The following is a 23650-nucleotide window of genomic DNA, read 5'->3' on the forward strand; positions in this document are numbered from 1 at the left end:
AGATGATGGCTTATCACGCTTCCTTGTGAAAATGCACATCCATTTGCGGGTAGGGAATGCCGATACCTTCCGCATCGAAACGCAGTTTGATGTTTTCCACCAGATCCCAGCGCACTGGCCAGTAGTTGGAGGTTGCGGCCCAGGGGCGGCAGATCAAGTTAACAGAAGAGTCTGCCAGTTCAGCAACCTGCACTACTGGAGCGGGGTCTTTCAAAATACGCTCATCGGCAGCAACCAGCTCCAGCAGAATTTGCTTGGCTTTTTTCAAGTCGGCGTCGTAGGAGATACCCACAACCAAGTCAACGCGGCGATTAGGCTGAGCGCTGTAGTTGGTAATCGCATCTGACATCACCTTTGAGTTAGGGATGATGACCTTTTTGTTATCGCCAGTTAGCAAAATGGTAGAGAACAGGCTGATGCTTTGTACCGAGCCTGCGCAACCGCCAGCTTCAACCCAGTCGCCTACGCGGCAGGGGCGGAAGGCAATCAACAGTACACCCGCAGCAAAGTTGGCCAGCGAGCCTTGCAGTGCCAGACCAACAGCCAGACCGGCGGCACCGAGAGCAGCGAGCACCGAGGTGGTTTGAATGCCGATATGGGCCAGTGCTGGAATAATAACCAGCGCCATAATGGTGAAGAACACCAGCTTGGTAATGAAACCTGACAAGCTGGGGTCTACACCGCGCTTGGTCATGGTTTTTTCGAGCAGGCCGCTGATAATTTTGGCGACCCAGTATCCGATTAGAACAATGGCCAATGCGCCGCCAAGCTGGATACCAATATCCAGTGCTTGCGGGCCGTATTGTTCAATCAATGCATTTACATCCATAAAATCCTCCATTCTGATATGGCTCCGTAAAGCCTACTAAGATGCCTGAAAAAAGTGACAACGCCTAGCGCGGCTGTCGGTATTTTTGAATTTATTCCGCAAATGTCGTGGGCGAAATTGGGTTGGCTTGTTATGCTCCGCTTATATAAGAGGAGACCTATTATGGCTTTGGATCATCTGCGCAAGCAATTGCAGAACCTTCAGAACGAAATTGAAAATCTGCCGGTCGATCACGGTCAGCGCGATAAGCTGCACGCGCTGGTAGATGATATTGGCAACGGTATTGATCCGGATGACTCGGCCACGCTGGAAGAGGCGGATCTGCAAGAGCGTCTCGACGAGCTGGTTTCCAATTTTGAAGTGGAGCATCCCACCGTTGCGGCGGTACTGAAAGACATTATGGTGAAGCTGGCCAGTATTGGTATTTGAGCCTGAGGTTTACTGAGTGGCCGCAATCAAATCCTGTTCCGTTTGCGGCCCGGTGAGCACCTTCACCACTTCTCCGTTTGGGTTAATCACAAAGGTAACCGGTAGAATGCGTGGCCGAGTTTGACCCAAAAGCTTGGCGGGATCGCTCAGAAGGGAATCAAACTGAATTCCCATATCTTCAATGGCCATTTCCAACTCATCGCCTTCCAAGTTGTCGTAGTTCACCCCGTAGATTTTGATGCCATGGCGTTCTGAAAAACGGTTCAACTCCGGAATTTCATCCCGGCACGGCGTGCACCAACTGGCCCAATAATTCACTAGCTGCCAATTGCCGCTGCGAATTTTAAAGCCCTCTCCAGAAAGGCTTGGCATGTCGGGCCGGCTACAGGCAGACAGTAAGAATAGGCAGGCGATTAATGCGCTGGTCATTAAAAAGCAAGGTTTACGCGTCAGTCTAGGCATGTTTATTCCTTATCGCCCGAATAATTGGAGCGGCTGTGTATAATGCCTGCAGCCGTTTACTCAGATGGTACAAAGTTAAATAACGTAAGATTTATACGCAGAGAAAGTTCATGTCCGATTTTACCATTTATCACAATCCCCGTTGCTCCAAGTCGCGCCAAACTCTCGCGCTGTTAAACGAAAATGGCATCGAGCCGGAAATTGTATTGTATCTGGAGACGCCTCCAAGCGCGGCAGAGCTATCAACCTTGTTAACAAAATTAAATATCGAGCCCCGCGCTCTGTTACGTAAAGGTGAAGATGCCTTCAAAGAAAAGGGCTTGGCGGATACCGGGTTAACCGACCAACAACTGATTGCCGCAATGCTGGACGAACCCAAACTGATTGAACGTCCGATTGTGGTGTGCGGTAATCGTGCGGTGCTGGGACGCCCCCCAGAAAATGTTCTCGAACTACTTAAATAAAAACATTAACAACCCTCACAGTGAGTCATGAAATGAGCAATCCCTATATTCTGGTGCTGTACTACAGTGTTCACGGTTCAACCAAACGCCTGGCTGAGCAGATTGCTCGCGGTGTAGAAAAACAGGGTATGGAAGCGCGGCTGCGTACCGTGCCGGCGGTGTCTCCCGTGACCGAGGCCACTGAGGCGAAAATTCCTGAAGATGGTCATCTCTATGTGACTGAAGAAGATCTCCGGGATTGTGCTGGCTTGGCCTTGGGTAGCCCGACCCGCTTCGGCAATATGGCGGCGGCGCTGAAATATTTTCTCGACGGTACCGCAGGCCTGTGGATGACTGGTGCCATGATTGGCAAACCTGCGGGTGTGTTTACCTCTAGCAGCAGCCTGCACGGCGGTCAGGAATCGACCTTGCTGACCATGATGATGCCTCTGTTGCACCACGGTATGGTGATTGCGGGTCTGCCATACAGCGAAGCGGCGTTGCATACCACCACCACAGGCGGTACGCCCTATGGCCCAACTCATGTGGCCGGCATGGCAAATCGTCCGTTGGATGATGATGAGCTGAATTTGGCGGCGGCATTGGGCAGTCGTTTGGCGGCGCTGGCAACAAAACTTTCGTAATGAGATCGTGTACGCACCCTATGAGTAATTTGCAAACCCGAGCGGATCAACTGGCTGCGCTGATGAAGCTCAGCTATGTGGGCATGTTGGCCGTTCTGACCATCAGTACGTGGTTTGTCGTTCAAGAGGGGCGGCAGCCCAGCGTCACTATATATGTGATCCGTCTGCTGCCCTTACTGATCTTTGCGCGAGTGGTGTTTGTTCCCAATCTGCGCGGTTTGGCGTGGTTGTGTTTTGTGTGTTTGGGCTATTTTGTCGGCGCGGTTACTGAGTCTATGTCGCCGCTGGCCCGCTGGCCAGATTATGTGCAACTGGGTTTAAGTGTCTCCTTGTTTATCAGCGCGATGGTATTTATTCGTGTTCAATCAAAGGCCTGGCAACAGGCAGGGAACGCACAGCTTGTTACAGAGGAATCGCCACAGTGAGTAGTAAGCGGGGGCTGTTTAGCCGCATAGGAAGTTTAATAGATGGCCTGCGTCGCCTTGTTTTAAACCTGCTGTTTCTGGGGTTTATCGGGGTGTTCATTTTTGCCTTGATGCAGGATTCGCCGCTGGAAATTCCAGAAAAAGCCATTCTGGTTGTCGCCCCAGACGGTGTTGTGGTTGAGCAATACACGGCCGTAGATGCGGTGACTCAGCTCAGCGGCAGTGGCCCTAAAGAAACCCGCCTGCGAGATTTAATTGAGGCCATTGATCGCGCAAGCCTAGACCCGCGAATAAAAGGTGTTTTGCTGCGCTTACACCACCTCGACCATATCGGCATGAGCAAAACCTGGGAGTTGGCTCAGGCCCTTGAGCGCTTTAGAGAAAGCGGTAAATCCATTGTCGCGGTCTCTGATTACTACGATCAAGACCAATATTTATTAGCCGCTCAGGCGGACAAAATTTATCTTGAGCCGATGGGTGGGGTGGCGCTGGAAGGTTTTGCCGTGGTGCGTAATTATTTTCGCGAAGCGATTCAGCGCCTGAAAATTCGCTTCCATATTTTCAGAGTGGGCACTTATAAATCCGCATTGGAACCACTGATTCGCGACGATATGTCACCGGAAGATAAGGAAGCTAATCGCGGCTGGTTGGAGCCGCTATGGGCAATGTATCGCGGTGAGGTTTTGGCGCGGCGCAATATCAGCGAGACGCAATTTGACGCCTTCACCAATCGCATTGACCAAGTTATGGCGAAGTACGCTGGCAATGCTGAGCAGGCGGCTATCGAATTGGGCTTGGTCGATAAAGTGCTAAGTCGCGCGCAACTCCGCGATGAATATGCGCCGGTGGTTGGCGTGACCGACGGTTACTTCAATCAAGTGCATTATCAAGACTACTTATTTGCCGAACGTACCCTGTACCAAGAGCCCCAAGGTGCTGTGGGCATCATTGTGGCGCAGGGCAATATTGTCGATGGCGAGGCTTCTGCTGGCGGCATTGGTGGCGATAGTTTGGCGCGTTTGATTCGGCAGACAGCGGAAGACAAAACCGTCAAGGCGGTGGTGTTGCGGATAGATAGTGGCGGTGGTTCGGCAATGGCCTCAGAAGTCATTCGCCAAGAGCTGCAAGCCCTGAAAGCCACTGGCAAGCCCTTGGTGGTTTCCATGAGCAGCGCGGCGGCATCTGGCGGCTATTGGATTGCTGCCGATGCGGATCGCATTTTGGCTACGCCGGCAACACTGACGGGTTCTATCGGGATTTTTGGGGCGTTTCCCACATTTGAAAATCTGCTAGAGCATTTTGGGGTGTATACCGACGGCGTGGGCACCACCGATATTGCCGGCGCTATGCGCGTGGATAAGCCACTCTCGCCAGTGCTTGAGCGGGCGATGCAATCCGGTATAGAAAACGGTTACCAGCGGTTCCTCAAGGTTGTCGCTGACGGACGAAGCATGGCTATGGATGAGGTCGATGAGTTAGCTCAGGGCCGAGTTTGGAGTGGTGTAGATGCCCAGCGTCTCGGCTTGGTGGATGCATTGGGAAGTTTAGCGCAGGCCGTAGACGTGGCGGCGGAACTGGCTGGAGTCAGTGCTGAAAACAGCCGCGTATTGCGCTTGCCACTTTCGCCAGAAGAAGAACTGCTGGAGTTTTTGCTGCATCAGGGCTTGGTGAAATCGGCGCTGGGCCAGTTCGCCTTTTTGGATCGCACGATTCAGTGGTTATTCCAACCTGCGGGACTGGTTAAGCAGTGGCAAAGTTTAAATGATCCGCGAGGTATGTATGCTTTTTGCGGCGTTTGCCTCGCGCCTTAATCAGAGGCTCCTTAATTTATTCTCAAGGCTTGTGAATATCCGGCGGGGCGAGGGGTTGGCTACCCGTAATTAGCCACTTCTTGCCGCGCTTTTGAAATAGATAACGCGCGTGATGGCGCTGAATTTCTCCCGCCTCAAAATCTCCAAAACTACTGCGATACTGCTGCAAGACCGCACTGCCTTCTTCTAAACCTTGCTGCTTGGCGATATCTGCCAAACTCTGTGGAAACAGCAACACGATATCCGTGCTGGCGCTCCCGGTATTTTCCTCGGCCTCAACGGACTGAATCTCAATTTTGCGCAGCTCAAATACTGGCTGTTCTGTTAGTGAATTTAAGTTTTCTTGTAAAAGCTGTTCGGCGAGATACGCCGAGAACGGCACCGGTCTTGAGCAGGCGCTAATGGCCAAGAACAAAAATGCGGCTAGGGGAAATGCGATATTCCGTTTAAAGCTGGGCATAAATTTCCGAAATACAATGGTTGAATGTTGACGCTGAAATCTTACTGTCATCTGCGCTATCTATAATCTCACTTTTTCTAGGAAACCACTGATTAATGTAGCGAGTGCAGCAAGATTGGTTGTCGCCGGAGCGCAGAAAGCGGAATTTATATGAGAATAAATGAGCATTTCGAGCACCGCCGACGGCTTAGATTGCAAGCGCAGTAATTAATCAGGGGTTTCCTGCTACACGAGCAGGTATTCCGTGGATCGCCGAATCTTCCTAAAGCTTCTTGCAAGCTCCGTAATCACAACTCCAATCTTGACAGCCTGTGGCGGCGGTAGCAACCGAGGCCCAGCAAGCAGTGGTGGCGACGATGTTGTGCCCGGTACGCAGACCACCCCCGGCGCATTTGTGCACGGAGTTGCCAGCGGTGACCCCCTGTCAGACCGCGTTATCTTGTGGGCACATCTCAGTCCTGAAGAGTCAGATCTCAGTGAAGCGGTGGTGCGCTGTCAGCTTTCGGATGATCCCAGCTTCAGCAATTTATTGATTGATGAATTGCTGGCCACTGGCCCAGAGCGCGATTTCACCGTTAAGTACGATGCCGCAGGCTTGCTTGCAGATAAACATTATTGGTATCGCTTTATTGCGGGCGAAACTGTCTCGACGGTGGGGCGCACTCGCACACTGCCGGCGGCGGGCGAAAGCGCGGATCGTCTGCGTTTTGCGGTGTGTTCTTGCAGCAGCTATCCCCACGGTTATTTCTCGGTTTACCGGATGATGGCTAATCGCAGTGATCTCGATTTCATCATGCACCTCGGTGATTATATTTACGAGTATGAGCAAGATGGCTACGGCGATCATGCTGATCGTCTGCTTGATCCGGCCCACGAAATTATTGTGTTGGATGATTACCGTCGTCGTTATGCGCTGTATCGTAAAGATCCAGATTTGCAGGCGGCCCATGCGATTCATCCCTTTATCAATGTTTGGGATGATCACGAATCTGCCGATAACTCGTGGAAGGACGGCGCCAGCAACCACAACGACGGTGAAGGCGAATGGCCGGCTCGCAAAGCTCAAGCGATTCAAGCCTATTTTGAGTGGATTCCTATTCGGCCGCCGACTCTCGATCAAACCAGCATTTACCGCAGCTTTGAATACGGCGATCTTGCCAGCTTTATGATGTTGGATACCCGCTTGGAAGGTCGTGAAGAACAGCTGGCCATTCCTATTGATCCAAGCCGTGCGCAGCCGCGTGACCTGTTGGGGCAAACTCAGAAGGATTGGTTTAAAAATAAACTGGCGACAGCGCAGGGCCAGTGGAAGTTTGTCGGTCAGCAAGTCATGTTTGCGCAGCTGCAAATTTTGGAACTTGAGCGTTTATTACCTGCCGAGTTTCCAACCAGCCAGTTCAGTCCGCTGATTGCGATTAATATGGATCAGTGGGACGGCTACGCGGTTGAGCGCGAAGAAATCCTCAATTTTATTGAGGATGAAGCGATTGATAATGTGGTGGTGCTTACTGGCGATATTCATACCAGTTGGGCCAATGAGGTCTATAAAAGCAGTACCTTAATCTCCAACTTAACGACCGAGCCACTTGCGGCGGAGTTTGTTACCCCAAGCATTACCTCGCCGGGTTTTCCCGATGGCGCGGCGGAATTGGCCGCGGCCTTGTTGCCGGTGGTGAATCCGCACATGAAATATATTGAGCTTAAAACCAAGGGTTTTATCCTGATGGATGTCACCGCTGAGCGTACGCAGGCCGAGTATTACTATGCCGAAGATATCAGCACGGCAGATATGATTGGTGTGGAAAGTGATACGGTGAAAACTGTTGCGGTCTACGACGGTAGCTCGCGGATGACCTTGGATACGCCGATAAGCACGCCGCGCAGTTAACGCGGAATCAACAGAGCTCTAGCAGAGCCTCGATATCGAGGCTTTGCTCTAGACAGTCTGCCAGTCTATCGAGATTGGTTTCGATCAAGGCATCGTAGTTAAAGTCTGGTGCGTCACTCATTCCTGCCCATTTCAGCAAGTGTTCACGGGCCTCGCTGTGATCAAAAATACCGTGGAGATAGCTGCCAAGCACTTGCCCGTCGGCGCTGATGGCGCCGTCTTTATGGCTGCCTAAATCCAGAAGCGGATCATTTAGCGCGGGCCCGGTACTTTCGCCCGCATGAATTTCATAGCCGGTGACGCAGGCTTGGCCATCAATAAAATTTCCGGAAGCTTGTCGTAAAGTTTTTTCGGCCTGGAGCGTGGTTTCAAAATCCAAATAGCCTAAACCGGCGCTGCTACCAGCCTCGCCTTCTATCGCAAATGGATCGTGAACCGCATTGCCCAGCATTTGAAAGCCACCGCAGATGCCCATAACTTTTCCGCCATAGCGCAGGTGTTTTTCAATATCCTTGTCCCAGCTGTTCTCGCGTAAAAACGCCAAGTCCTGCCGGGTATTTTTAGTGCCGGGTAAAATAATTAAATCGCAGGGCGGCAGCGTTTGGCCCTTGCCGATAAATTCCAACGAGACATTGGGGTGCTGGCGCAGTGCATCAAAATCGGTGTGATTGCTGATGCGGGTGAATACCGGAACGATAAGCTTTAGCTTAATTTCGCCTTTTTGCTGAGCGGTGCTGATGGCGTCTTCCGCTTCTAGGTGCAAATCGTGCAAATAGGGAATAACGCCGAGCACTGGCTTTTGGCTGCGCTCTTCCAGCCAATCAAGGCCAGATTGCAGTAGTCCAATATCGCCGCGAAAGCGATTGACCACAAAGCCTTTAATACGCTGTTGCTCTGTTTGGGAGAGCAGTACAACGGTGCCAATAAAGTGGGCGAAAATACCGCCGCGATCAATATCGGCAATAAGAATGACCGGGCAGTCCACCGCCTCAGCAAAGCCCATATTGGCGATGTCGCCCTCGCGCAAATTAATTTCCGCTGGGCTGCCTGCGCCTTCTACAATTATCCAGTCGTACTGCTGACACAGTCGGTAATGCGAATCCAGAACCGCATTCATCGCCCGCTTTTTATAGTCGTGATAATCCGCCGCTTCCATATTACTGAGCGCTTTGCCGTGAATAATCACTTGCGCGCCGCTGTCGGAATTGGGCTTGAGTAGCACCGGGTTCATATCGGTGTGGGGGGCTAAACCACAGGCCCGCGCTTGCACAGCCTGGGCTCGACCGATCTCGCCACCCTCTGCCGTTACCGCGCTATTCAATGCCATGTTTTGTGGTTTGAACGGGGCCACTGACAGGCCGCGGCGTTTCAAAACACGACATATACCGGCAACCAGAACGCTTTTGCCAGCATCGGAAGTGCAGCCCTGTACCATCAGCGTTTTTGCCGTCATTGGTCTGCCTCCGCGTTATCCTGCCAGCCGTTTTCCATCAAAACCGTATTGAGCTTTTGTCGGCTGGCCCAGTCCTCGCTTTCCAGCATGGGTTTTGGGTAAAACTCTGCAACTGGGCCTAGGCAAAGTATGGCAATCGGCTGGCTGTCGGCGGGCATATTTAAAAGGGCTTTAAGTTCTTCGGGTTCAAAGAGAGAAACCCAGCCCATGCCTAAATTTTCCGCCCGAGCGGCTAACCAGATATTTTGAATGGCGCAGGCGGCCGAGGCGAGATCCATTTCAGGCATGCTGCGGCGACCAAAAATGTGCGGTTCGCGCTTATCCATTAATGCCACTACTAATAGCTCGGCGCAGTCACGAACCCCTTCAACTTTAAGCCTGAGGAATTCCGTATCGCGTTCTTTTAAAGCGGCGGCAGTGCGTATGCGTTCTGCTTGTACGACTTGATAAATGCTTTCGCGCAATTGTGGTTGAGTAATGCGGATAAAGCGCCAGGGCTGCATAAAACCAACACTGGGCGCGTGATGAGCGGCCTTGAGCAGGCGTTGCAGAACCTCGTCGGCAATTTGTCCACCGATGAAGTGGCGCATATCGCGGCGCTCATCGATTACGCGATAGACCGTGTCGCGCTCATTTTCATTGAACTGATACGTCATAACTCAATTGCCATTACTCAGCTCTTTTGGCAGAAAAATACGCTGACCATCTAGCTCGGTCGTCATTAATGCGGTGTTATAAAGTTTTTCCAGTGCGGGGGTGACCAGCATGGTGTCGCAATCGCCCCAACAGGCTTCGCCGCTGGGGTAGAGCAGCAAGAGTTTGTCACAGCAGCGCGCGGCCAGGTTTAAATCGTGAAGGCATAACACAATAGATGTGCCGCGTTGAGCTTGCTTGCGAAGAATCTGTAACACCTTAACCTGATGATGTAGATCGAGATGATTACTCGGTTCATCGCCCAGCAAAATATCCGGGGTTTGGCACAACGCGGTGGCAATGGCCAAGCGTTGCCGCTCGCCACCAGAGAGGGTGTTTACTAGGCGATCTTCAAGGCCTTCCATCTCAACATCGAGCAGGGCTTGCCGGGCAATCGCAATATCGTCAGCCGTTTCAATATCCCAAGGCGAGAGAAAAGGATGGCGGCCAATTAATACGGTTTCCAATACGGTGCCGGGGAAGCCGTCTTGCCGTTCCTGAAAAATGACAGCGAGTTTTTTGGCAATCTCTTTGCGGCGCAGCGTTGCTAGTGTGGCGTTGTTGAGAATAACCTGCCCATGCCGTGGCGCGCGCAGTCCCGCCAGTGTATGTAGCAGGGTAGTTTTGCCGGCGCCATTGGGGCCGAGAATGCCCCAGATTTCACCGGGCTTGGCTTCAAAATCGAGTGCGGTGCCGTCAGCTCTGCCGGGAATATCGATCACCAGATTTTCGCAACGCAGCGTACTCATTAGCGGCTCCGATGCAAAAGGTAAAGGAAAGTCGGTACGCCCAACATGGCGGTAATCACCCCTGCAGGAAGTTGCTGTGGAGCAATAATACTGCGGGCTAAGGTGTCGGCCAGTGTTAGCAAACTGCCACCGGCAAGAGCGGAAGCCGGAAGAATAAGGCGTTGGTCATTGCCTAATACCAATCGCAGCATGTGGGGAATAATCAGCCCGACAAAACCAATACTGCCGGCAGTGGTGACCGCAAAAGCAGTGAGCAGGCTGGCAAAAATATAAATGCCCCACTCCATTTGTTTCACTTGAATGCCAAGCGTGGCGGCCTGCATAGGGCCGCGAGCCAGCACATTCAGGCTGCGCCCAAGCGGCGTTAAAATCAGGCAGGTGCTAATCAATACCAAGAGTGCGGGCCACGGGCTGCCAGAATAGGCGAGATCACCCATCAGCCAGAACAACATGCCGGGCAGCTTATCGCTGGGGCTGATGGCCAACATAAAGGTGACCAGCGCCGACCAGCCCGAGGAAATAATTACCCCGGTTAATAGCAGGCGAGTGGGGGTCCAACTGCCTCCGCCATTGGCAAGGGTAAATACCAAGGTGGCGGAAATGAGTGCGCCGGCAAAGGCAGCGCCGGAAACGATTAAACCGGTCAGCCCCATTAACATGGCGAAGAGTGCGCCCACCGCTGAGCCGCTAGAAAGCCCTAGAATATAAGGGTCGGCAAGGGGGTTGCGTAGCAACACTTGCATTAATGAACCGGCTACGGCCAATAGGCCTCCGGTGGCGAAGGCGGCTAGGGCGCGAGGCAGGCGCAGCTCAAATACCAAGGTTTGGTGCAGGCTATTACCGTTGCCACACAGCACTTGCCAGAGATCGAGCAAGGCAATTTCTACTGAGCCGACGCGAACGGCGATAAGTAAAGACGCCAAGGCAATGCCCGCCAGAATAATAAGCGGCAGTGGCCGAAAAGGCCGTATTGCGCTTGCTTGGAAATTAGCGCCGCTCACGGGCGGTCTCCAAGTAGTCGCAAAGCAGGGTGGCGCCCTCTAATAATCTTGGGGTTGGGCGCTGCAATGTTGAGGGTGGGATAAAGAACAGATTGTTGCGCTGCACGGCGGTAATGCCATCAAATCGCCGCCAATCATCTAACCACTCGGGGCTATCTTCGCCCATGCCGCCGGCAACAATCGCTTCGGGGTTGGCGGAAATGACCGCCTCTAAATCAATGCGCGGTGAGAGCTGATTAAGGTCGCCAAAAATATTTTGTCCACCACAAAGGCGGGTGACCTTGGCGATTAAGTGCTGATCGTTGACGGTCATTAAGGGGTTTTTCCAAATTTGCTGGAATACCTGCACTGGGGGCGCGTCTTCAAAGCGCGCTCTTAAATCTTGAATGCCTGATAAAAAATGATTTGCTACGGCAAGGGCGTGTTCACCGGTGCCAGCAAGGGCGCCAATACGCACAATGGTGCTGGCAATATCGTCAAACTCAAAGGGTTCGCTGTAATAGATGTTCAGACCGAGGGCATCTAGCTGGGCAAGTTGCTCGGCAGGGTTGCCCTCGCTCCATGCGATTAATAGATCCGGCTTGAGTGCAACAATGGCTTCTAGGTCGAAGCGATTATAGCCGCCGATTCTCGGTAATTTTTTTGCCGCTTCGGGATAATCACTAAAGCTCACCGCCGCGACCAGTTTACTTCCCGCGCCTGCGGCAAAGGTTTGTTCGGCAATGCCGGGGGATAATACGATAATGCGCTCGGCGGCTTTAGGCAGGCACACTTGGCGAGACAGGTCATCGGTCACGCAAACTTCTGCGTGACTGGAACTTGCCCATAAGACTAAAAGGCCGAGCAGTAAGCGCATTACCAGTCGATGCCTCGGCGCGCTTTAATACCCGCTCTAAAGGCATGTTTCTCATCGCCGACTTCAGCGACGGTGTCGGCCAGTTCGCGCAGGGCTTTGGAAGCGGCGCGACCGGTCACAATCACACTCATCTCTGGTGGTCGATTTTGGATGGCGTCAAAAATACGTTGCTGTTCGATCCAGCCGTATTTCAAAACATATGTCAGTTCGTCGAGCAGCACTAAATGCAGGCTGTCATCTTTTAATAATTGTTCGGCTTTTTCCCACGCTTCGGTGGCGGCGGCAATGTCGCGATCGCGGTCTTGGGTTTCCCAAGTAAAACCACTACCCATAACATGGTAGGGCACCTCGGGGCAGCGCTGCTCAATAAAATTGCGCTCGCCGCAATCCCACGTGCCTTTAATAAATTGAACAATGCCTGCGTTGTAGCCGTGGCCAAGACAACGAATGACCGAGCCAAAACCAGAGCTGGATTTACCTTTACCATTGCCGGTGAGCACAATAAGAATGCCGCGCTCTTCATTGGCTTGGGCAATTTTTTCATCCACCAGCGCCTTGCGGCGTTTCATGGCTTTTTGGTGGCGCTGATTGCGGTCGGTGTTGTTCATAGTGATTAACTTCGTTTAATTAGCAACGTGCCCGGATATCCGGGCACTAGGAGTGGCGTGTAATTAAAGGGTAAGTTTAACTTAATTGGCGAATTTCATTGCACCTGGATTCTGGTTAAGTTGAATAGTTTCTAATGTGTTATTGCCATCAAAAAGTTCGATGCGTGGCTGGGCGGCATCTCCAATACCTATCCACAAATTGCTCTGTGGCCCAGTCGCAATTTCTGTAATGTTTAAACCGCTATAGGCGTCGATGGCAGTTACCGCTCCAGTGTTCGGGTTAAATTTGTATAAGTTATAGTTCTGGTAACTTTCATAGCCAACAAAATAGCCATTTTCAGCATTGACGATAGCCAGGTTGTACATGAACCCGTAAGGATGGCTGGTTTCGTCGCCGTCATCTACTATCATGGTTTCTGAGTAGGTTTGGGTGTCGATTTTGGTAATGCCTCCGGTATAGCCGGGATCGCGACCAGCATAGCTGTAAAATGCATCGCCGGTGGACTGAAGAAACAGACCAACGCCGGACTGATAAACAAATTTATTAGGATTTCGAGTGCTTAGCTCAATCCCTCTTAGATTCTCAGCTGCATCGCTAGGGTTAGTGTCGATTTCTTGGTCGGTGCTGGTATCAAAGACAGCGATATAAGCACTTACGCCAGTTTCTGCCGGGGAATAGCCCACTAGGCGCTGCATTACAACAAACAATTTTCCATCGACGATTACACCGTCTGCCGCTTCGGCTACACCGCTAGTATCAGCATCCGCGTAAGCGCTTAAGTCGATTCCCCCAATAATAAATTCGCCTTCGGTTGTGGCGCTGGGATTAACGATAAGTACTTCATTTTCTCCATACTGGATGATGTAAGCTTTTTCTTGGCTAGCAAATACCACGGTATAAGGGTTGCTAGTTGCATCTTCGGCATTGTTTTTTGTTGAGTATTCATAAATCGGTGTAGATGGAGCGTCAAAGCTATACTTGCTCAGTTCATCGATATTGAAACGGCCCAAGCGGTAGAAGTATTCACCATAGCGAGCAACCGTAGTATCGGATTGGTCGGTAGGGGCTACTCCGCTTTGTGCGGTATAGCCTTCTGATAGATCAATAAGTTGAATATCAGAACCTGAAAAATCAGCCGCCTTGGTGGAAACTACTACAGTATTTTCGCCTGCTACGGGTGTTGCCCCGTTGCTGCCGCCGCCACCACAAGCGGTAACGCCAAGAGCAAGTGCTGCTAGTCCAAATAATTTATTCAGTGATGATTTCATAGGTTTCTCCATGTTATGACTCTCTGGCGAGTCCGATGAATGAGTAGGACTAAATTTCTAAAGTGAATGTAAATACATAAGATTTGCCTGGCGTTGGAAAACGATTTAAATCCAAAAAGTTTTCATCCAACAAATTGCGGGCAGTTAAGTCGAGGGTGACTTTTCCATAATCGAGGGTCAGGCTGGCATTCAGCTCTTTTTTTGTATCGGCCTCTACCCCGTTAGCGCTGTCGTAATAGAGCTCACTGTGATGTTGGTAGTGAATTTGTGCGCGCGTGTTTTTGTGCACGATCACAACTCCTGCTCCGGCACTTTGGTGGTAAATTCCGGGGAGTTTTTTTCCTTGGGATGAACGGATGTCAGATTGATTCTTGCTATCAAATAATGTGGCATTTGCACGTAGTTGCAGCCAATTGTTCAGCGTGAAGTTGGCCTGTGATTCAATTCCGAATACTTCGGAAGCGGCAATATTTTGTGGCTGACCTACTCCGCGACTATCAAAAATAGTAACGATGCCGTCATCAATTTCCCGATAAAAGACACTGGCATCCAGCTGAAAACGTGACAATTGAAGCGTGATTCCGCTATCTAGAGTTCTCGCTGTTTCTGATTGCAGATCAGAATTTCCCTCAAATAATCCTCTGGAGCCAAATTTTTCAGCCAGAGTGGGAATCCGCACCAATAGGCCTGTATTCGCTTTGGCGGTGAGATTGCTTGAGATTCGCCATTGTGCGCCTAAGTGGAAACTACTTTCGTCCGATGTGTCGCTGGTTGTGGCATTGCGTAATAAGAAGTCGGCCTTGTCTTCTACTCGATATTGCCGAGCGGTAGCTGTTACTAACCATTGCTCATTGATACACCAGCTGTCAGCCAGTGCCAGAATGAATGTCTCGCGCTCAGCTTGGATCGTGTCTTGTTGATTGAGTTTGTCTTTTTGTTCAACCTCATCATGTCGCCATTCTAGACTTGCGACCAATTCGTGCTGGCCGACAATGTAACGGGCGGTTGAAAATAGACCCAGCCCATCCAGTTGGGTCTCTTTGTGATCTATTCCTAGGCCTACAGTGCTATTGGGGTCGAGATAAGTGTCTTCATCTTGATGAATAAAAAAGCGATGAGCTAGGTCGACTTGGTTCAGTTGATAGTCCAAGACAGCTTGTATACGCCAACTATCATTTGTGAGCGTTGCATTGTCGCGAAGTTGGTTGAGTGTGGTAGGTAGTTCTTTTTCAGAATTACTTTTTTGAAAGAAGCTGCTGAACTGCCCGCCTTGCCATTTTTTTCCAAGTTTTAGAAAGCCATTTTCTTGTTGATAACCATCGTTTATTCGGCGTTTGCTTGCTGTTCGGAAAAATTCATCTTCAACAGGAAAATCATTATCGGTTTCAACTTGGCTTATACCGCCGAGGATATTCCAGTCCGATACGTTACCCCATGCCGAAAGCTCTGCACTAAGTAAACCAAAAGACCCATTGGAAACACTTAATCTCGCGCCAGGCTGAGCAGTTTCGAAATTGCGGCTTTTAAAATTAATCGCACCAGCCAGATTGGCATTGCCGAGCTGGGCAGGAGTGAAATCTGGGTAAGCTTCAACTCTTTCAATTAAAACGGAAGGTATTTGACTGATGCTTGCAGAGCCTGAGTTAGGGCTATTTAACAATAGTCCATCGAGGAAAATATTTACCTGTTTACCCGATGAACCACGTACCGAAAGTGTACTGAAAGTGCCGGTGCCACCACTCTGGCTGACTTGTATTCCAGGTAAGGTATCAAGCAAGTTACTGAAATCAACAAAACGCGCGTCAAAGTCGCTGCGGTCAATCAGCCTTACGAACCCGGTATAAGCTTCGAGGCTGACCTCAGTCAGGCTATTTCGGTTATCGCTAATTTGATCTGTGACACGCAGATGTTCCAGCTTATTAGACTTTGCGCCCTCTGCAGTTTTCTCAGCATAAATGTCGTTGATAGCGGATTTAGATTCCTGAGCTTGTAGATTGCTGTTTATAGGCAGCAATAAGCCACAGGCGACAAGAAGCCGGAGGTGCGTATTCACAATGTTGTACTCGTTTGGCGTTAGTGCATCGTCGAAACACCCCGTCGACGGACTGGAGAAAGTGATTGCTTGCAACCCTTTTCTTGAAGGCAGGTCTCCTGGCTGTTGCCTGTTGCACTTTATGCCTTCCCGGTGTGAAACCAGTGGCGGAGGAAAAGCGCAGACAATTACAGTTGCGGGGGCAGCTACGGCTTTGTTTCTGCGGGGAGCAGAACGCACCGTGATTCCCTTTTAATCCCAATGGGAGCCTTCGGGTGCGAATTCTCCCACAGTAGGTCGAGCTAGGTCAATTTCAGGCCAAGGGTAGTGAGTAAATACTTGTAAGTGCTTTATTTATCGAATTGATGGAAAAGTGACTCATTCACCGTTAGTTCGATACCAATACTTGAGGCTTTTTTAAGAAGATAGCCGGTAATAAAGCTAATTTCCGTGTCGCGCCCGGCTTCAATATCTTGCAGCATGGAGGAGCGATTCAAGGCGGTGTTGGCGGCAACTTGATGAACTTGCTCCAGCAGTTTTTCTACCCAGCTTTCTCGGCCTAGGGCTTTACTGAGCAAGACGATCTCATCCACCAATGTGGCCATTTCTTGCAGGGCGGCGGGGTTGTCTAATAACTCGCCATTGCGGCAGCGGTATTTCACCGTGAGTGGATTGATTGCGCAGTTAACGGCTAGCTTGCGCCAGAGGATTTTTTCAATGTTTTCTGTCGCTGTGACCTGTAAGGGGGCCGGTGATAACGCACTAGCAAGCTGAGTGATTTCATCGGGGCTTAAATCCTGCGTGGAGCGATGTGGCCCAAAGAATGTTTCTCCACGTCCCGCATGAACAATATGAAAGCGGTCTTTTCTAAAGGCACCTTCGGTGGTGCTGGCTTGTAATAGGCGGGCTTTGGGAAACTGCTGTCGCAGTTTTTCGGCAACGCCTAAGCCGTTTTGAAGCAGCACGATATAAGCGTCGTCTTCGATTTTATCCGCAATTGCGGTAATGGCCGCCTCGGTATGTTGCGCCTTGGTGCAAACCAATAAATGGCTAATCGATTGGTTGAGCTGGGCGGCAATGCAAACAGGTAGCGGCAGCATTTCTGCGCCACCAGCGGCGCTTTCAAACAGCAGCCCGCCTTGAGTTTGATACTGCTTGAGACTCTCGTTGTCTTTGAGGATTAAGGGCATGGCTCTGCCCGCCTTATAGGCATAACTTGCCCACAGGCTGCCAATGGCACCCGCGCCGAGAATATGCCAGTTTGCGTCCGATTTGGTCAGGGCTTATGCTCTCTGCAGTCAAAATTTGTTGAAATTTTATCAGTGCTGGGAAGTCAGCAAAAGCCGGCTTCCTTGCCTAAATTTATGTAGAGGTAGTTACCATGTTTGTTGCCATGAACCGGTTCAAAGTGGCTTTGGGCAGTGAGGACGATTTCGTTGAGATGTGGCGCAGTCGCGATTCTTATTTGGAGTCGGTGCCGGGTTTTAAAAAATTTGATTTGCTGCGCGGTGCAACGAATGAGGAATTTACCTTGTTTGCCTCTCATTCTATTTGGGAATCCCGCGAGGCGTTTGAAAACTGGACGAAATCTGAGGCCTTTCGCAAAGCGCACGCCAATGCGGGTGCGGGTAAAACGGTGTATTTGGGTCCGCCACAGTTTGAAGGCTTTGCCGCGGTTGATCTCAAAAAATCTTGATGTAATCCCATCCGCACGCGGGTTGTCTGGCGGTGCTAGAATGCCGCCCATATTGTTTTGTGAGTGTTGTTATGCCGTCGTTTGATATTGTTTCTGAAGTAGATTTGCACACCTTTACCAATGCGCTGGATCAGTCTAACCGCTTGCTCGATACTCGCTTTGATTTTCGGGGTGTCGAAGCCAGTTTTAAGCGCGATGGTCTCAACGCGACGATGTTTGCTGAGGCCGAGTTTCAGCTGACTCAAATGGAAGACATTCTGCGCGGCTCATTGATCAAAAACCAAATTGACCCCAAGGCGATGGAAGTGGGGGATATGGAAGGTTTTGGTAAGCAGGTAAAGAAAAGTGTGACCATGAAAAATGGTCTGGAATCTGATTTGTGCCGCAAAATCGTCAAGCTGATAAAAGACAGCAAGCTCAAAGTACAGAGTCAGATTCAGGGCGATCAAGTCCGCGTTACGGGCAAGAAGCGCGACGATCTCCAGCAGGTGATGGCCTTGTTGCGCGAGGCGGATTTGGAACAACCCCTGCAATACAATAATTTCCGCGACTGATTGAGCGCTCAGTGGCTACGGAACTTCCTGCGGAAGAGCAAGAACTTGAATTGATCTGGTGGCGGCAGCGGCCAGTTTGGATCATGTTGGCCTTGGGTTTTTCGGCGGGCGTTCCCTTATTGCTGATCTTCTCCAGTTTGTCTCTGTGGTTGCGGGAAGCCGGTGTCAGCAAGGCTGAGGTTACCTATTTTAGCTGGGCCGCACTGGGCTATTCCTTCAAATTTATCTGGGCGCCACTCGTTGATAAGTTGCCAATTCCGCTATTGAGCAAGTGGTTTGGCCGGCGGCGTAGCTGGTTGTTGCTTGCCCAGTTAGCGGTGGCCGGGGCGATTGCGCTGATGGCGCTAACCGATCCTCAGCAGCATTTGCAGATGATGGCGATTGCGGCGGTGTTATTGGGTTTTTCTGCCGCCACGCAGGATATTGTGATTGATGCTTTTCGGATTGAATCTGCAAATCCCCGCTTGCAAGCCTTGCTCTCTTCAACGTATATCGCCGGTTACCGTATCGGCATGATCGCCGCCGGGGCCGGCGCGCTGTATCTAGCGCAAGGCTTTGGCAGCACCAGTGAGGTGTACAGTTATCTCGCTTGGCAAAAGACCTATTTGTGTATGGCGGGATTGATGGGCGTGGGTTTGCTGACCACGCTGTTGATCTCTGAGCCGGCCGAAAAAGGTGCCTCTCCCTATCCCTACCACGCCAATGAATATGTGAAATTCTTTTCGGCTTTCGTGGCTTCGGTTTCTGTTTTTGTCCTTGTCTTGGTGAATTGGCCGAGTTTAGGCGAGGGGCCGCTGGTGCATTTTTTAGCGGAATCGGCCGGGTTTTTGGCGGCGCTGGTTGTGGCTTTTCTCGTGTTTAGAGTCTCGGTGCGCATTGGTTTGGTTAATCGGCAGTTATTAGATGAAAGCTATGTTCAGCCGATTGTGGAATTTATTCAGCGTTACCAAAAACTGGCCTTGTGGATCTTGCTGCTCATTGGCAGCTATCGCGTCTCGGATATTGTGATGGGGGTTATCGCCAACGTTTTTTATCAAGATATGGGCTACAGCAAAGACCAAATCGCCAGTGTCACCAAAGTGTTTGGCGTGCTGATGACCATTGCCGGCAGTTTTGTTGGCGGCTTTATGACCCTGCGCTTTGGAGTGGTGCGGGTATTGATGATTGGCGCTATTTTAGTGGCGGCAACCAATCTGCTGTTTATGTGGCTGGCCTATCAAGAGGTCAGTGTGATGGCGCTCACCGTGGTCATTGCGGCGGATAATCTTAGCGCCGGTATTGCGGTTGCGGCCTTTGTGGCTTGGCTTTCGAGTTTGACCAATGTGTCATTTACCGCCACCCAATACGCGGTGTTTAGTTCGTTGATGACTCTGTTTCCGAAGGTTCTAGGTGGTTATTCCGGTACCTTGGTTGAGTTGATGGGCTATGGGCCGTTTTTCTTGTTTTCTGCGTTGATCGGTTTGCCTGTAGTGGTGTTGATTTGGCAGGTCCAGCGGAAGCTTGGTGAGTAGAAGCGCAAGCTGGGTGATAGCTAACCCTATTCAGGCCACTTGCAGAGCGACCAAAACAAACGACCACTTTCCTCGGCGCTGCCTTCTTCAATTAATTTTTCAAGTTGCCTTTGATAGCCGGGTGAATCTTTGGGAAAGCTGATTTTTCCCGCGCTATTGACCACGCGAAACCAAGGTAGTGATGTGTCTTTGGGGAGTTGGCTGAGGGTTCGGCCAACCCACCGAGCTCGACCGGGAAAACCAGCCAGTTCTGCAAGTCGGCCATAACTGCATAAGCGGCCGTGGGGAATGGCCTTGAGAGCGAGGTAAAGTCGGGCTTTTTCCTCGCTTGCTTCGGCGTTTTTTATCGGCGTGCTCACTCGTCGAGGTTGCGCATCCGTTCCCAGTAATCTTCGTAGAAGAAATCTACTTCACCGGTTTCCAGCGAGTATTCGGCGCCGACCACCATCAACTTGCCATCGCTGATAAGTTGCTCAAGTGTAGAAGAGCCGCTGCTCAGGTGTTCAACCGAGCTGCGCACATTGGCGCGTACGGCTTGATGAATCAGCTCGTGTGGATTGTCTTTGAGGTCGGTAGCCAGCAGGGTCTCTACCGCTGGACGTACGCGCTTCACAATCGAGTGCAGGTTTGAGGTCGGGATTTTGGAGTTGCCGGAGAGGGCGTCCACGGTAGCCTTTACTGCGCCGCAGTTACTATGACCGAGAACTACAACCAGCGGGGTGCCAAAGCTGAGAGCGGCGAATTCGACGCTGCCAATGCCTGATGGAGCCACAATATTGCCGGCGATGCGAATAACAAATAAATCGCCAAGGCCTTGATCGAAAACTAATTCCGCAGGTACGCGAGCGTCGGAGCAACCCAAGATAATGGCAAAGGGGCTCTGTTCTTCAACCAATGTGGGTTTTTTGTTGGGCAGAGTGGTGGTGGAATCGTCATTCAATTTTTCAACAAAGCGGGCATTGCCTTCTTTGAGTCGCTGTAGGGCTTCTTTTGCGCTGATCATCTTGTTGTTTCCAGTGAGGGTCTATCGTTTTTTAATGGACGGATTGTAAACCATCTGCAATCACTAAGAAGCAGCCCAAGCTTGAAATTCGCGCTGCTGTCCTCATTATATTTATTACAAGCCAATTCTTTGTTTCCGGGGACCTACTGGTCATGCGCTTTCTTTTTGTTCTGTTTGTCATCCTGCCGATTTTCGAAATGTGGCTGTTGATTGAAGTGGGCTCGCAAATTGGTTCGCTGGCGACCATTGGCGCGGTGTTGTTTACTGCCGTGCTGGGTGCGTCTCTACTGAAACGGCAGGGTTTGCATACCCTGACCCGAGCTCAACAGCGGCTGGATAGTGGCCAGATTCCTGCCAAGGAGATTCTCGAGGGCTTGATGTTAGCTGTCTCTGGCGCATTGCTGCTGACGCCGGGCTTTATCACTGATGCGATTGGCTTTAGCTTGTTGGTTCCGGGCGTACGAACCTTATTGACCGCACAATTACTGCGCCAAGGGGTGTTGCGGGTACAGGGTGCCCAATTTGGTCAACAGGGCAGCCACTTTAGCTATCAGCGCTATGAGTCACGGGCTCAGGGCGACTCAGAAAGTGGTGAAAAAGTGACCATTGAGGGTGATTTTCGGCGCGAGGACTAATACGTTCAAAATTTTCACAAATATTTTCATCCCTGCCCTTGAAAAGCCTTTTCTAACCCCCCACCTATACGAACAGCCCGGCAGCACTGGTTTTGAGCCCAGTGACAGTAGCCGGGAACGTCAACATTGAAAATCAATGGGGCGTGTCAATAACAATCTATTCATTGATTTAATGGAGATTAATCGAGATGAAAATTCGTCCTTTGTACGACCGCGTTGTGGTTCGTCGCAATGAAGAAGAAAAAACTTCTGCCGGTGGTATCGTGTTGCCAGGTTCGGCTAAAGAGAAGCCAAACCAAGGCGAAGTGATCGCGGTGGGCGAGGGTAAGCTGCTGGAAAACGGTGAGCTGCGCCCAGTTGGCGTAAAAGTGGGTGAGACTGTGATTTTTGGCCAGTACTCCGGCAACACTGTGAAAGTAGACGGCGAAGAACTGATTGTTCTGAACGAAACCGAAATTTTCGGCGTAGTTGAAGCTTAATTCCCCCTAATTTCTTTTGAATCAACGAATTACGTAAAGGTATAAGATCATGGCAAAAGAAGTCGTATTTGGCGATAAAGCTCGCCAGCGCATGCTGAAAGGCGTTAACACCCTGGCTGACGCCGTTAAAACCACTCTGGGCCCCAAAGGCCGCAACGTGGTTCTGGAAAAATCTTTCGGTGCTCCTACCGTAACTAAAGATGGTGTTTCCGTAGCCAAGGAAATCGAGCTGGAAGACAAGCTGGAAAATATGGGCGCGCAGATGGTGAAGGAAGTTGCTTCCAAAGCCTCTGACGAAGCCGGTGACGGTACTACTACGGCAACTGTTTTGGCTCAGTCTATTCTGAACGAAGGTCTGAAGTCTGTTGCTGCTGGTATGAACCCAATGGATCTGAAGCGCGGCATCGACAAAGCGATTGCTGCTGCCGTTGAGCAAATCCAATCAATGTCTATTCCCTGTTCAGACAGCAAGGCGATTGCTCAGGTAGGCACCATTTCTGCCAACAGCGACAGCCACGTTGGTCAGATCATTGCTGAAGCGATGGAAAAAGTGGGCAAAGAAGGCGTGATCACCGTTGAGGAAGGTCAGGCGCTGGAGAACGAGCTGGACGTGGTTGAAGGTATGCAGTTTGACCGCGGTTACCTGTCTCCCTACTTCGTGAACAACACTGAAAACATGAGCGTTGAGCACGACAGCCCATTCATTCTGTTGGTTGACAAGAAAATCTCCAACATCCGCGAATTGCTGCCTCTGCTGGAGCAAGTTGCCAAGTCTAGCCGTCCGCTGATTATCGTTGCAGAAGACGTTGAAGGCGAAGCGCTGGCAACTCTGGTTGTAAACACCATGCGTGGCATCGTGAAGGTTGCAGCTTGTAAAGCACCTGGTTTCGGCGACCGTCGCAAAGCCATGCTGCAAGACATTGCAATTCTGACCGGCGGCACCGTGATCTCTGAAGAAGTGGGCATGGATCTGGAGCAAGCCACTCTGGAGCACCTGGGTACGGCTAAGCGCGTAACCATGGACAAAGAGAACACTGTGATTGTTGACGGTGCTGGCCAAGCTGACGCGATTCAAGCGCGTGTTGGTGAAATCCGCACTCAAATCGAAAACACTTCATCTGACTACGACCGTGAAAAACTGCAAGAGCGCGTGGCCAAGCTGGCTGGCGGTGTTGCGGTAATCAAAGTAGGTGCAGCAACTGAAGTCGAAATGAAAGAGAAGAAAGCCCGCGTTGAAGATGCTCTGCACGCGACCCGTGCTGCGGTAGAAGAAGGCGTGGTTCCTGGCGGCGGTGTTGCACTGGTTCGCGCCGTTACCCTGATCACTGGTCTGGTTGGTGACAACGAAGATCAAAATGCAGGTATTGCTGCGGCGCTGCGTGCAATGGAAGGTCCTCTGCGTCAGATCGTAACCAATGCCGGTGACGAAGCCTCTGTGGTACTGGATAAAGTGCGCAACGGTGAAGGTAACTTCGGTTACAACGCCGGTACTGGCGAATACGGCGACATGATGGAAATGGGTATTCTTGACCCAGCCAAAGTGACCCGTACTGCACTGCAAGCTGCCGGTTCTATTGCTGGTCTGATGATCACCACCGAGTGCATGGTTGCCGAAAAGCCGAAAGAAGACGGCGGTGCTGGCATGCCAGACATGGGTGGCATGGGCGGAATGGGTGGCATGGGCGGCATGATGTAGCCTGCCCGGCTCTCCTTTCTAAAA

General features: G+C 51.0%; 26 protein-coding genes and 1 riboswitch. Of the genes, 12 read left to right on the forward strand and 14 right to left on the reverse strand.

Annotated features, from left to right (window positions below):
- Window positions 1-13: 13 nt before the first annotated feature.
- On the reverse strand, window positions 14-841 hold the full coding sequence (locus IB286_RS06555) for a mechanosensitive ion channel family protein (RefSeq protein WP_223826184.1): 828 nt from the start codon (window positions 839-841) through the stop codon (window positions 14-16).
- A 150-nt stretch (window positions 842-991) separates the two neighbouring features.
- On the opposite strand from IB286_RS06555, the gene IB286_RS06560 reads away from it, so the two are divergent.
- On the forward strand, window positions 992-1258 hold the full coding sequence (locus IB286_RS06560; RefSeq protein ID WP_190763766.1) for a DUF4404 family protein: 267 nt from the start codon (window positions 992-994) through the stop codon (window positions 1256-1258).
- A 9-nt stretch (window positions 1259-1267) separates the two neighbouring features.
- Here IB286_RS06560 and IB286_RS06565 read toward each other — a convergent pair whose 3' ends face one another.
- The gene (locus IB286_RS06565; protein ID WP_190763768.1) at window positions 1268-1720 is read right to left on the reverse strand and encodes a TlpA family protein disulfide reductase; all 453 of its coding nucleotides are present in this window, start codon (window positions 1718-1720) and stop codon (window positions 1268-1270) included.
- A gap of 110 nt (window positions 1721-1830) precedes the next feature.
- On the opposite strand from IB286_RS06565, the gene arsC reads away from it, so the two are divergent.
- Genes arsC through sppA form a run of 4 tightly spaced genes read left to right on the forward strand, consistent with a single transcriptional unit; the run spans window position 1831 to window position 5043 of the window.
- On the forward strand, window positions 1831-2184 hold the full coding sequence (gene arsC / locus IB286_RS06570) for an arsenate reductase (glutaredoxin) (RefSeq protein ID WP_190763771.1): 354 nt from the start codon (window positions 1831-1833) through the stop codon (window positions 2182-2184).
- Window positions 2185-2216: 32 nt separating this feature from the next.
- Complete coding sequence (wrbA, locus tag IB286_RS06575; protein WP_190763773.1) at window positions 2217-2807, forward strand: NAD(P)H:quinone oxidoreductase; 591 nt, start codon at window positions 2217-2219, stop codon at window positions 2805-2807.
- A 20-nt stretch (window positions 2808-2827) separates the two neighbouring features.
- Complete coding sequence (locus IB286_RS06580) at window positions 2828-3232, forward strand: DUF2069 domain-containing protein (protein ID WP_190763775.1); 405 nt, start codon at window positions 2828-2830, stop codon at window positions 3230-3232.
- Window positions 3229-5043: a signal peptide peptidase SppA gene (gene sppA / locus IB286_RS06585; RefSeq protein ID WP_190763777.1), complete on the forward strand. Its 1815-nt coding sequence runs from the start codon at window positions 3229-3231 to the stop codon at window positions 5041-5043. Before IB286_RS06580 ends, sppA begins: the two co-directional genes overlap by 4 nt.
- Window positions 5044-5065: 22 nt before the next feature.
- Here the strand turns inward: sppA and IB286_RS06590 are convergent, their stop codons facing one another.
- The gene (locus tag IB286_RS06590; protein WP_190763779.1) at window positions 5066-5554 is read right to left on the reverse strand and encodes a hypothetical protein; all 489 of its coding nucleotides are present in this window, start codon (window positions 5552-5554) and stop codon (window positions 5066-5068) included.
- A 250-nt stretch (window positions 5555-5804) separates the two neighbouring features.
- Here IB286_RS06590 and IB286_RS06595 point away from each other — a divergent pair, with 250 nt between their 5' ends.
- On the forward strand, window positions 5805-7391 hold the full coding sequence (locus IB286_RS06595) for an alkaline phosphatase D family protein (RefSeq protein ID WP_223826185.1): 1587 nt from the start codon (window positions 5805-5807) through the stop codon (window positions 7389-7391).
- 7 nt (window positions 7392-7398) lie between these two features.
- Here IB286_RS06595 and IB286_RS06600 read toward each other — a convergent pair whose 3' ends face one another.
- From IB286_RS06600 to IB286_RS06640, 9 genes are all read right to left on the reverse strand, one after another.
- A complete protein-coding gene (locus IB286_RS06600) occupies window positions 7399-8844 on the reverse strand; it encodes a cobyric acid synthase (RefSeq protein ID WP_190763783.1) in 1446 nt (481 codons plus the stop codon).
- A complete protein-coding gene (gene bluB / locus IB286_RS06605) occupies window positions 8841-9500 on the reverse strand; it encodes a 5,6-dimethylbenzimidazole synthase (RefSeq protein ID WP_190763785.1) in 660 nt (219 codons plus the stop codon). Before bluB ends, IB286_RS06600 begins: the two co-directional genes overlap by 4 nt.
- Window positions 9501-9503: 3 nt before the next feature.
- A complete protein-coding gene (locus IB286_RS06610) occupies window positions 9504-10286 on the reverse strand; it encodes an ABC transporter ATP-binding protein (RefSeq protein WP_190763787.1) in 783 nt (260 codons plus the stop codon).
- A complete protein-coding gene (locus IB286_RS06615) occupies window positions 10286-11287 on the reverse strand; it encodes a FecCD family ABC transporter permease (RefSeq protein ID WP_317889716.1) in 1002 nt (333 codons plus the stop codon). The genes IB286_RS06610 and IB286_RS06615 overlap by 1 nt, the downstream gene beginning before the upstream one ends.
- Window positions 11274-12083 (reverse strand): cobalamin-binding protein, encoded by an 810-nt coding sequence (locus IB286_RS06620; protein ID WP_317889717.1) that lies wholly within the window; start codon window positions 12081-12083, stop codon window positions 11274-11276. The genes IB286_RS06615 and IB286_RS06620 overlap by 14 nt, the downstream gene beginning before the upstream one ends.
- Before the next feature lie 59 nt (window positions 12084-12142).
- Window positions 12143-12751 carry a cob(I)yrinic acid a,c-diamide adenosyltransferase gene (gene cobO, locus IB286_RS06625; protein ID WP_190763791.1) on the reverse strand — a complete coding sequence of 203 codons (609 nt, stop codon included), beginning with the start codon at window positions 12749-12751 and terminating at the stop codon, window positions 12143-12145.
- Between the two features lie 81 nt (window positions 12752-12832).
- Window positions 12833-14020 (reverse strand): NUDIX hydrolase, encoded by a 1188-nt coding sequence (locus IB286_RS06630; protein ID WP_190763793.1) that lies wholly within the window; start codon window positions 14018-14020, stop codon window positions 12833-12835.
- Between the two features lie 49 nt (window positions 14021-14069).
- Entirely contained in the window at window positions 14070-16073 is a 2004-nt protein-coding gene (locus IB286_RS06635) for a TonB-dependent receptor (protein ID WP_190763795.1), read from the reverse strand.
- A gap of 71 nt (window positions 16074-16144) precedes the next feature.
- A riboswitch (cobalamin riboswitch) is annotated at window positions 16145-16340 on the reverse strand.
- 62 nt (window positions 16341-16402) lie between these two features.
- Window positions 16403-17332, reverse strand: coding sequence for a ketopantoate reductase family protein (locus IB286_RS06640; RefSeq protein WP_190764293.1), 930 nt, complete (start codon window positions 17330-17332; stop codon window positions 16403-16405).
- A 113-nt stretch (window positions 17333-17445) separates the two neighbouring features.
- Here IB286_RS06640 and IB286_RS06645 point away from each other — a divergent pair, with 113 nt between their 5' ends.
- From IB286_RS06645 to IB286_RS06655, 3 genes are all read left to right on the forward strand, one after another.
- Window positions 17446-17748 carry an antibiotic biosynthesis monooxygenase family protein gene (locus IB286_RS06645; protein WP_223826186.1) on the forward strand — a complete coding sequence of 101 codons (303 nt, stop codon included), beginning with the start codon at window positions 17446-17448 and terminating at the stop codon, window positions 17746-17748.
- Window positions 17749-17819: 71 nt separating this feature from the next.
- On the forward strand, window positions 17820-18302 hold the full coding sequence (locus tag IB286_RS06650) for a YajQ family cyclic di-GMP-binding protein (protein WP_190763799.1): 483 nt from the start codon (window positions 17820-17822) through the stop codon (window positions 18300-18302).
- 11 nt (window positions 18303-18313) lie between these two features.
- Entirely contained in the window at window positions 18314-19813 is a 1500-nt protein-coding gene (locus tag IB286_RS06655) for an AmpG family muropeptide MFS transporter (protein ID WP_317889718.1), read from the forward strand.
- Window positions 19814-19839: 26 nt separating this feature from the next.
- Here the strand turns inward: IB286_RS06655 and IB286_RS06660 are convergent, their stop codons facing one another.
- Entirely contained in the window at window positions 19840-20172 is a 333-nt protein-coding gene (locus tag IB286_RS06660; RefSeq protein ID WP_317889719.1) for an MGMT family protein, read from the reverse strand.
- On the reverse strand, window positions 20169-20816 hold the full coding sequence (locus IB286_RS06665) for a carbonic anhydrase (protein WP_190763801.1): 648 nt from the start codon (window positions 20814-20816) through the stop codon (window positions 20169-20171). The genes IB286_RS06660 and IB286_RS06665 overlap by 4 nt, the downstream gene beginning before the upstream one ends.
- A 152-nt stretch (window positions 20817-20968) precedes the next feature.
- Here IB286_RS06665 and IB286_RS06670 point away from each other — a divergent pair, with 152 nt between their 5' ends.
- The 3 genes from IB286_RS06670 (at window position 20969) to groL (ending at window position 23626) form a co-directional block, all read left to right on the forward strand.
- A complete protein-coding gene (locus IB286_RS06670; protein WP_190763803.1) occupies window positions 20969-21451 on the forward strand; it encodes an FxsA family protein in 483 nt (160 codons plus the stop codon).
- 188 nt (window positions 21452-21639) lie between these two features.
- A complete protein-coding gene (locus IB286_RS06675; RefSeq protein WP_190763805.1) occupies window positions 21640-21930 on the forward strand; it encodes a co-chaperone GroES in 291 nt (96 codons plus the stop codon).
- A gap of 46 nt (window positions 21931-21976) precedes the next feature.
- Window positions 21977-23626 (forward strand): chaperonin GroEL, encoded by a 1650-nt coding sequence (groL, locus tag IB286_RS06680; protein ID WP_317889728.1) that lies wholly within the window; start codon window positions 21977-21979, stop codon window positions 23624-23626.
- Window positions 23627-23650: the final 24 nt, after the last annotated feature.

It is taken from the genome of Spongiibacter pelagi, from assembly GCF_014705705.1.
In the GTDB taxonomy this organism is placed as follows: domain Bacteria; phylum Pseudomonadota; class Gammaproteobacteria; order Pseudomonadales; family Spongiibacteraceae; genus Spongiibacter; species Spongiibacter pelagi.